The following is a 6,436-nucleotide window of genomic DNA, read 5'->3' on the forward strand; positions in this document are numbered from 1 at the left end:
GCTCCTCAGTTGGCGCTCTGCGTCGGGGGGTGTCCACTGCCCGGGAAGGGCAGCGCGGCGATCCGGTCGACGGCCCCCGCAAGGGCCTCCGGCGGAAGAAGTCCGGGTCCGCGGCTGCGCGCGAAGTCCGCGAAAGTCTCCGCCGTCGTGTACTTGGGCTTGAACCCGAGCGTCTCGCGCATCTGGGTGGTGTCCACGACCCGGCCGTGGGTCAGCAGCCGGATCTGCTCGGGCGAAAAGTCCGTCATGCCCAGCGTACGCACCAGCGAGCCCGCCCACGTGACGGCGGGGAGCAGCAGGGGCACGGTGGGGCGGCCGAGGCGCCGGGAGCACTGGGAGAGCAGCAGGACGCCGTCCCCGGCGATGTTGAAGGTGCCGCTGTTCAGGGTGCCGCGGGCGGGCTCGTGCGAGGCGATCCGCAGCACCTCGATCATGTCGTCCTCGTGGACGAACTGCAGCCGCGGGTCGTAGCCGAACACGGTCGGCATGACCGGCAGCGAGAAGTACGACGCGAGCGGCGTGTCCGCAGTGGGTCCCAGGATGTTGGCGAACCGCAGCACGCACACGGCCACGTCGGGCCGGCGGCGCGCGAAGCCCCGTACGTACCCCTCGACCTCCACCGTGTCCTTGGCGAATCCGCCGCTGGGCAGGGACTTGGGCGGGGTCGTCTCGGTGAACACGGCCGGGTCGCGGGGCGCGGAGCCGTACACGTTCGTACTGGACTTCACGACCAGGCGCTGCACGGTCGGGGACTTCTGGCAGGCGCCGAGCAGCTGCATGGTGCCGATGACGTTGGTCTCCTTGACCGAGGCCCGGCTGCCGCTGCCCAGCGGGGTGCCCGTGACGTCCAGGTGGACGACCGTGTCGGCGCCCGTCTCGGCGAGCACGCGGCCGACGGCCGACTGCCGGATGTCGGCCCGGATGAAGTCGGCACCGCCCAGGTGATGCTCGGGCGGTACCGCGTCCACGGCGACGACCCGGTCCACCTGCGGGTCACGCTGGATCCGTCGTACGAAACGGCCCCCCAGCGGGCGGGCCACTCCGGTCACGAGCACGACCTTTCCCAAGATCAGCGCCTTCCTTCCAGCCCTCGTACCTGCCGTGTTCCCCGCGTACCCCGTGCGGCCAACTTAGCGGGTCAATGTTGCACTGTGATGACCACCCGCTGCACGAAGTGACGGCATCCACAGATGTACGAACGGACCAAGCCATGTGAAATGTGTGTGGAGGAGCGGACGCGCCCGGCCGCGGAGGTGCGCGTCCGGAGACGCATATGGCCCCCCACCGTTGGAGTGGGGGGCCACAGCACGCTCGCGCGGCGTCGCGTCGCGAACCTACTTCTTGTTGCGACGCTGGACACGCGTGCGCTTGAGCAGCTTGCGGTGCTTCTTCTTGGCCATCCGCTTGCGCCGCTTCTTGATAACAGAGCCCACGACTACCCTCGCTCACTTCTCATCACTCGGTGTTTGGGCGCCATGGGCCCACACGACCTACGAGGGGCTAGCCTACCCGCTCAGAGCTCCGAGCTTGTAATCGAGGGACCGGAGAGATCCGCGAAGTGCCCTTGGACGGATCCCTCCGGGTCGCCGTCAGGCGGTTTCCACCCCCACGTAACTCTCGCGGAGGTACTCGTGAACCGCGTTCTCGGGGACGCGGAAGGACCGCCCCACCCTGATCGCGGGCAGATGACCGCTGTGCACCAACCGGTACACGGTCATCTTCGACACTCGCATCACCGAGGCGACTTCCGCCACGGTAAGGAACTGAACCTCGCTCAGAGGCCTCTGTTCAGCAGCCATGACACACCTGAACCTTCCGCACTCGACCGACGGCCACCGGCTTCCCCTTCCGGTGACTCTTCGTCGCTGCGTGCTCACTCCCCAATGTAGGGGCGGGTGATGCGAGTGGGGAAGAGGTGCACCCATCACAGGCCTACTGTGACAGACACGCTCGATTGAGTACGTAGCGGGTAAGCGGCAGGTAGTAATCAGACCGCACAGCGTCATCAAGTGGAACGACGACGGACACGGACCCCTCTGCCTCCCCGACGAACAGGGCGGGGTCGTCCGTGTCGGCCAGACCGATGGCCTCGAACCCCAGCTGACCTGCTCCGCAGACCCAGCCGTGGTCGCCGATCACCAGCTCGGGCAGCAGCCCGCCGACCTCCGCGGCGGCGGCGAGCGCGAGGCGAACCGGGAGAGGCGAGTGGGTGTGTGCGCCGGTGTCACGAGCGGGGCGCGGAGTATCGGCTTCCCGGACGAGCGCGACTCCTCGTACGTAGTCAAGGTTGTACGTGCGTAGGCCGAACCGGGTCGTTATGTCGACACGGTGACCCTGCGCCGGGGTGAGGACGGCACATCCTGCCGACGACAGGGCGTCTGCGAGAGCGGCGTAGAAACCGAGCAGGCGGTGGGGGTGCCCGGTGCCGAGCAGCACGGGCGCGCTGCGCTGCGCGGCTACCGCGAGGCGCTCAGCAAAGGCATCCAGTGCGCTCAAAGTCCGCCCAGGATCAATTACATCCTGCCCGGAAACATGCCGCGGATCCTCGGAAACCCCACACCTCTCCGCCATCAACGCAATCACATCCCGCAGCTCCCAGGCCCACTTCGGATCAATACCGATCAACACCCGGGGATCCCGAGCCTCGAACAGCCGATAGCTCCGCACACTCACCTCCCGAGAGGTGGCCACGGTCCCGGCCAGCCGAGCGGCCAGCAGATGAGCACGAAGAGCTGCGGGGGTCAGCACGCCAGCGATGGTGACGGATGGAACCGGGGAGCACCGGGGAAACGGACGAATTGCCGCACGGTCGGCGTAACGAAGACCCACATCCCGTACGCCACCGCCGCACTCCTCAGCGGGCCGGCACTTCTCAACGCCGCACCGGCTGCCCAAACCGGCCCACCCGGCGCTCAAGCACGAAGACACGCGACCCCCAGCTGCCACCCACCCGATCTCAGCCCTTCAGGCGTTTGAGGACGAGGCCGTTCAGGCCGACGCGGGGGCCCGGGGGCGGCAGCCCCCGGGGGACGGGACGGCTAGGGGCGGCGGGGGCGAGCTGCATCCATCAGCGGCTCCAACGCGGGCCCCGACGGTCACACCAGCGCACGGCACTCGCACACGCCGACCCACATTCCCCGGGCTCAACTCACCGTCACGCCAACAACCCCCGCAACGGAAACACCGCCCGCCGAGCCGCCAGCACCGCCTGGTCCAACCGGTCCGCAGGGTCGTACCCCGCCTCCCACCCCGCCCACGACACCGGCCACCGCCCATCCGTCATCCGCGCCGGCGCCAACTGCCGCGTCCGCGCGAACACCTCCTGCCGCCACCCCTCCGGAATCACCGCCTCCGGCTCCACGGCCCGCCCCGCCGCAATCCCGACCAGATGCGTCCAGGACCGCGGCACCACATCCACCACCGCGTACCCACCCCCACCCAACGCCACCCACCGACCATCCGCGTACTCGTGCGCCAGCTCATGACACGCCACCTGCACCGCCCGCTGCGCATCCAACGACACCGCCAGATGAGCGAGCGGATCCTCGAAGTGCGTATCGGCCCCGTGCTGCGTCACCAGCACCTCCGGCCGGAAATCCGCGATCAGCTCCGGCACCACCGCATGAAACGCCCGCAACCACCCCGCATCCCCGGTCCCCTCCGGCAACGCCACATTCGCCGCGCCCCCCTCCGCGCACGCCGCCCCCGTCTCCTCCGGCCACCCGGTCTGCGGAAACAACGTCCGCGGATGCTCGTGCAGCGAGATCGTCAGCACCCGCGGATCCTCCCAGAACGCCGCCTGCACCCCGTCCCCGTGATGCACGTCGACATCCACATACGCCACCCGCTCCGCCCCCAGCTCCAACAACCGCGCAATCGCCAGCGACGCGTCGTTGTAGATGCAGAACCCGGACGCCGCCCCCGGCATCGCGTGGTGCAACCCACCCGCGAAGTTCACCGCATGCTGCGCCTCCCCGCGCCACACCGCCTCCGCCGCCCCCACCGACTGCCCGGCGATCAGCGCCGACACCTCGTGCATCCCGGCGAACGCCGGATCGTCCATCGTCCCCAGCCCATACGCCTGGTCCGCCGCCCCCGGATCCTCCGACGCGGCCTTCACCGCGTCGATGTAGTCCTCCCGGTGGACCAGCCGCAGCGTCGAATCCCCCGCGGGTTTCGCCGCGACCACCGACACCTCTCGGTCCAGCCCGAAGTCCTCCACGAGTCTCCGGGTCAGCGCGAGCCGGACCGGGTCCATCGGATGCCCCGGACCGAAGTCATAGCCCGTTACTGCCTCGTCCCACATCAGCTGTGCGCGGCCGCTCATGCCCGCCACCGTATCGGTCCGGTTGAGCCGCGAACGACCTGGCATACACGAGCGTCACCAGTACCAACACCATCGGCACAAGCATCGCCCCGCGATAACTCCACGCGTCCCCGAGCGCCCCCACCAACGGCGAACCGATCAAAAACCCCACATAGTTGAAGACATTGAGCCGCGCGACGGCCGCATCCGAAGCCCCCGGGAACAGCCTCCCCGCCGCCGCGAACGTCTGCGGCACCAGCACACACAACCCCAGCCCCAGCAACGTGAACCCGCCCATCCCCACCCACGCCCCGGGCGCCCCGGCCACCACGGCGAACCCCACCGCCGCCACCAGCGCCCCGCCTCGCACCACCGCCACGGCCCCGAACCGCCGCACCCCGAAGTCCCCGATGGCCCGACCCAGCAGCGTGGTCACCATGTACACGTTGTACGGCACCGTCGCCAGCTGCTCCGAACTCCCCAGCACGTCCTGCAGATACTTCGCGCTCCAGTTGGAGACCGTCGAGTCCCCGATGTACGCGAACGTCATCACCAGACACAGCGGCAACAGCGCCTTGAAAACAACCGCACCCGCCTCGCCGCCGCCCGCCTCGGCCGACTCCGGCGCCGTACGCTCCCCGCCGTCCCCGTCGACGTACCACCGACCCCCCACCAGCGCGGCCGGCAGCACCACCACGACCACCGGCAGATACGACACCCACAGCGCCAGATCCCAGTGCGCCCCCACCCACGCCAGCGAGGCCCCGACGATCCCGCCCAGGCTGTACGCCGCATGGAAACTGAGCATGATGCTGCGCCCGTACGACCGCTGCAGGCTCACCCCGAGCATGTTCATCGAGGCGTCCAGCGCACCCACCGCGAGCCCGAACGCGGCAAGCGCCACCCCCAGCTCCACCATCCGCTCCCCCGCCCCGACGCCGAGCAGCGCCAGCAGGACGACCGGCTGGGACCAGCGCAACACCAGGCTCGGCCGCACCCGCTTCACCAACTGCCCGGTCGCCACGCTCCCGACGCCGGCGAGGATCGGTACGGCGGCCAGGAAGGCGGGCAGCAACACGTCGGAGACGCCGTACCGGTCCTGGATGGCCGGAATGCGCGTCACGAGCAGAGCAAAGGCGACGCCCTGTGCGAGGAAGCTGAACGCCAGCGAGGCCCTGCCGCGCCGCAGCACATCAGTCATGGCGGCGAGCGTAAGGCCCCGGCGTACTCGTGGGTAGGTCCAGCCAAAGATGAATTTCCCTCAACTCCTCCCGGCCGACCCTCATCACCCGACCGGCTTGCTCACGCCAGCAGATCCACCAACTCCCCCATGACGGAGAAGAGTCGGGTCGCCCCCGCAAGCCGCTCGGCGGGCGTCACCGCCGTGAACCCGTACACTTCCATCCCCGCCGCGACCGCCGCCCGCACCCCCAGCGGACTGTCCTCGACCACCGCACACCGCTCCGCAGGCACCCCCATCCGCCGGGCCGCGTGCAGAAACAGATCCGGCGCCGGCTTCCCCCGCCCCACATCCTGCGAACTGAAGATCCGCCCCTCGTCGAACCACCGGTCGAGCCCGGTCTTCTGGTGCCCCACCCGAATCCGCTCATGACTCCCGGACGACGCCACGCAGTACGGCACCCCGTCCGCCGCCAGCTTCTCCAGCGCCCCCACGGCCCCCGGCACGGGCTCCAGCTCCCGCTCGAACGCCGCGAACACACGCGCGTGGAAGACGTCGTCGAAGTCCTCCGGCAACCGCTGCCCTGTCCGCTCCAGCACCAGCTCATGGATCCGGTGCATCGCCGACCCCATGTAGTCGCGGATGGAGTCCTCGTAGGAGGTGGGGTGCCCGAGCTCGGTGAGGTAGGCGGCCAGGAGCCGGTTGGAGATGGGCTCGCTGTCGACGAGGACGCCGTCATTGTCGAAGATCACGAGGTCGTAGCGCATGATCAGACCCTAAACCGCGCCACGGGGCCGGCCGGGAGGCCTGAAGACCTGCCATCGAGGGCACGCTGGCCGCCCGGTGCCATGCGTCAGGCCATGCAGAAAGCCCCGTACCGGTGAACCCGGTACGGGGCTTTCATCAAGAATTGTTCGGCGGCGTCCTACTCTCCCACAGGGTCCCCCCTG

The 6,436-nt window shown here is 69.3% G+C and carries 7 protein-coding genes; all 7 read right to left on the minus strand.

The window, feature by feature from the left end; all coding sequences use genetic code 11:
* Window positions 1–5 precede the first annotated feature (5 nt).
* Window positions 6–1,067, minus strand: a complete 1,062-nt coding sequence (locus H8R17_RS37435; RefSeq protein WP_187827670.1) for an NAD-dependent epimerase/dehydratase family protein — start codon at window positions 1,065–1,067, stop codon at window positions 6–8.
* Window positions 1,068–1,334: 267 nt separating this feature from the next.
* On the minus strand, window positions 1,335–1,433 hold the full coding sequence (locus H8R17_RS37440; RefSeq protein ID WP_003948845.1) for a 30S ribosomal protein bS22: 99 nt from the start codon (window positions 1,431–1,433) through the stop codon (window positions 1,335–1,337).
* A gap of 156 nt (window positions 1,434–1,589) precedes the next feature.
* Window positions 1,590–1,799 (minus strand): helix-turn-helix domain-containing protein, encoded by a 210-nt coding sequence (locus H8R17_RS37445; protein WP_016437488.1) that lies wholly within the window; start codon window positions 1,797–1,799, stop codon window positions 1,590–1,592.
* A gap of 133 nt (window positions 1,800–1,932) precedes the next feature.
* Window positions 1,933–2,748, minus strand: coding sequence for a phosphatase (locus H8R17_RS37450; protein WP_187827671.1), 816 nt, complete (start codon window positions 2,746–2,748; stop codon window positions 1,933–1,935).
* Window positions 2,749–3,154: 406 nt separating this feature from the next.
* On the minus strand, window positions 3,155–4,327 hold the full coding sequence (locus H8R17_RS37455) for an acetoin utilization protein AcuC (protein ID WP_187827672.1): 1,173 nt from the start codon (window positions 4,325–4,327) through the stop codon (window positions 3,155–3,157).
* A complete protein-coding gene (locus tag H8R17_RS37460) occupies window positions 4,278–5,507 on the minus strand; it encodes an MFS transporter (RefSeq protein WP_187827673.1) in 1,230 nt (409 codons plus the stop codon). Before H8R17_RS37460 ends, H8R17_RS37455 begins: the two co-directional genes overlap by 50 nt.
* Window positions 5,508–5,608: 101 nt before the next feature.
* A complete protein-coding gene (locus tag H8R17_RS37465) occupies window positions 5,609–6,253 on the minus strand; it encodes an HAD family phosphatase (RefSeq protein WP_187827674.1) in 645 nt (214 codons plus the stop codon).
* Window positions 6,254–6,436 lie beyond the last annotated feature (183 nt).

Source organism: Streptomyces sp. TRM68367, from assembly GCF_014495685.1.
Lineage (GTDB): Bacteria > Actinomycetota > Actinomycetes > Streptomycetales > Streptomycetaceae > Streptomyces.

What these genes read in the sequence shown, in the direction of transcription:
- H8R17_RS37455 (WP_187827672.1), bottom strand. Translation starts at nt 4,327, where the DNA reads ATGAGCGGCCGCGCACAGCTGATGTGGGACGAGGCAGTAACGGGCTAT.
- H8R17_RS37460 (WP_187827673.1), bottom strand. Translation starts at nt 5,507, where the DNA reads ATGACTGATGTGCTGCGGCGCGGCAGGGCCTCGCTGGCGTTCAGCTTC.
- H8R17_RS37445 (WP_016437488.1), bottom strand. Translation starts at nt 1,799, where the DNA reads ATGGCTGCTGAACAGAGGCCTCTGAGCGAGGTTCAGTTCCTTACCGTG.
- H8R17_RS37465 (WP_187827674.1), bottom strand. Translation starts at nt 6,253, where the DNA reads ATGCGCTACGACCTCGTGATCTTCGACAATGACGGCGTCCTCGTCGAC.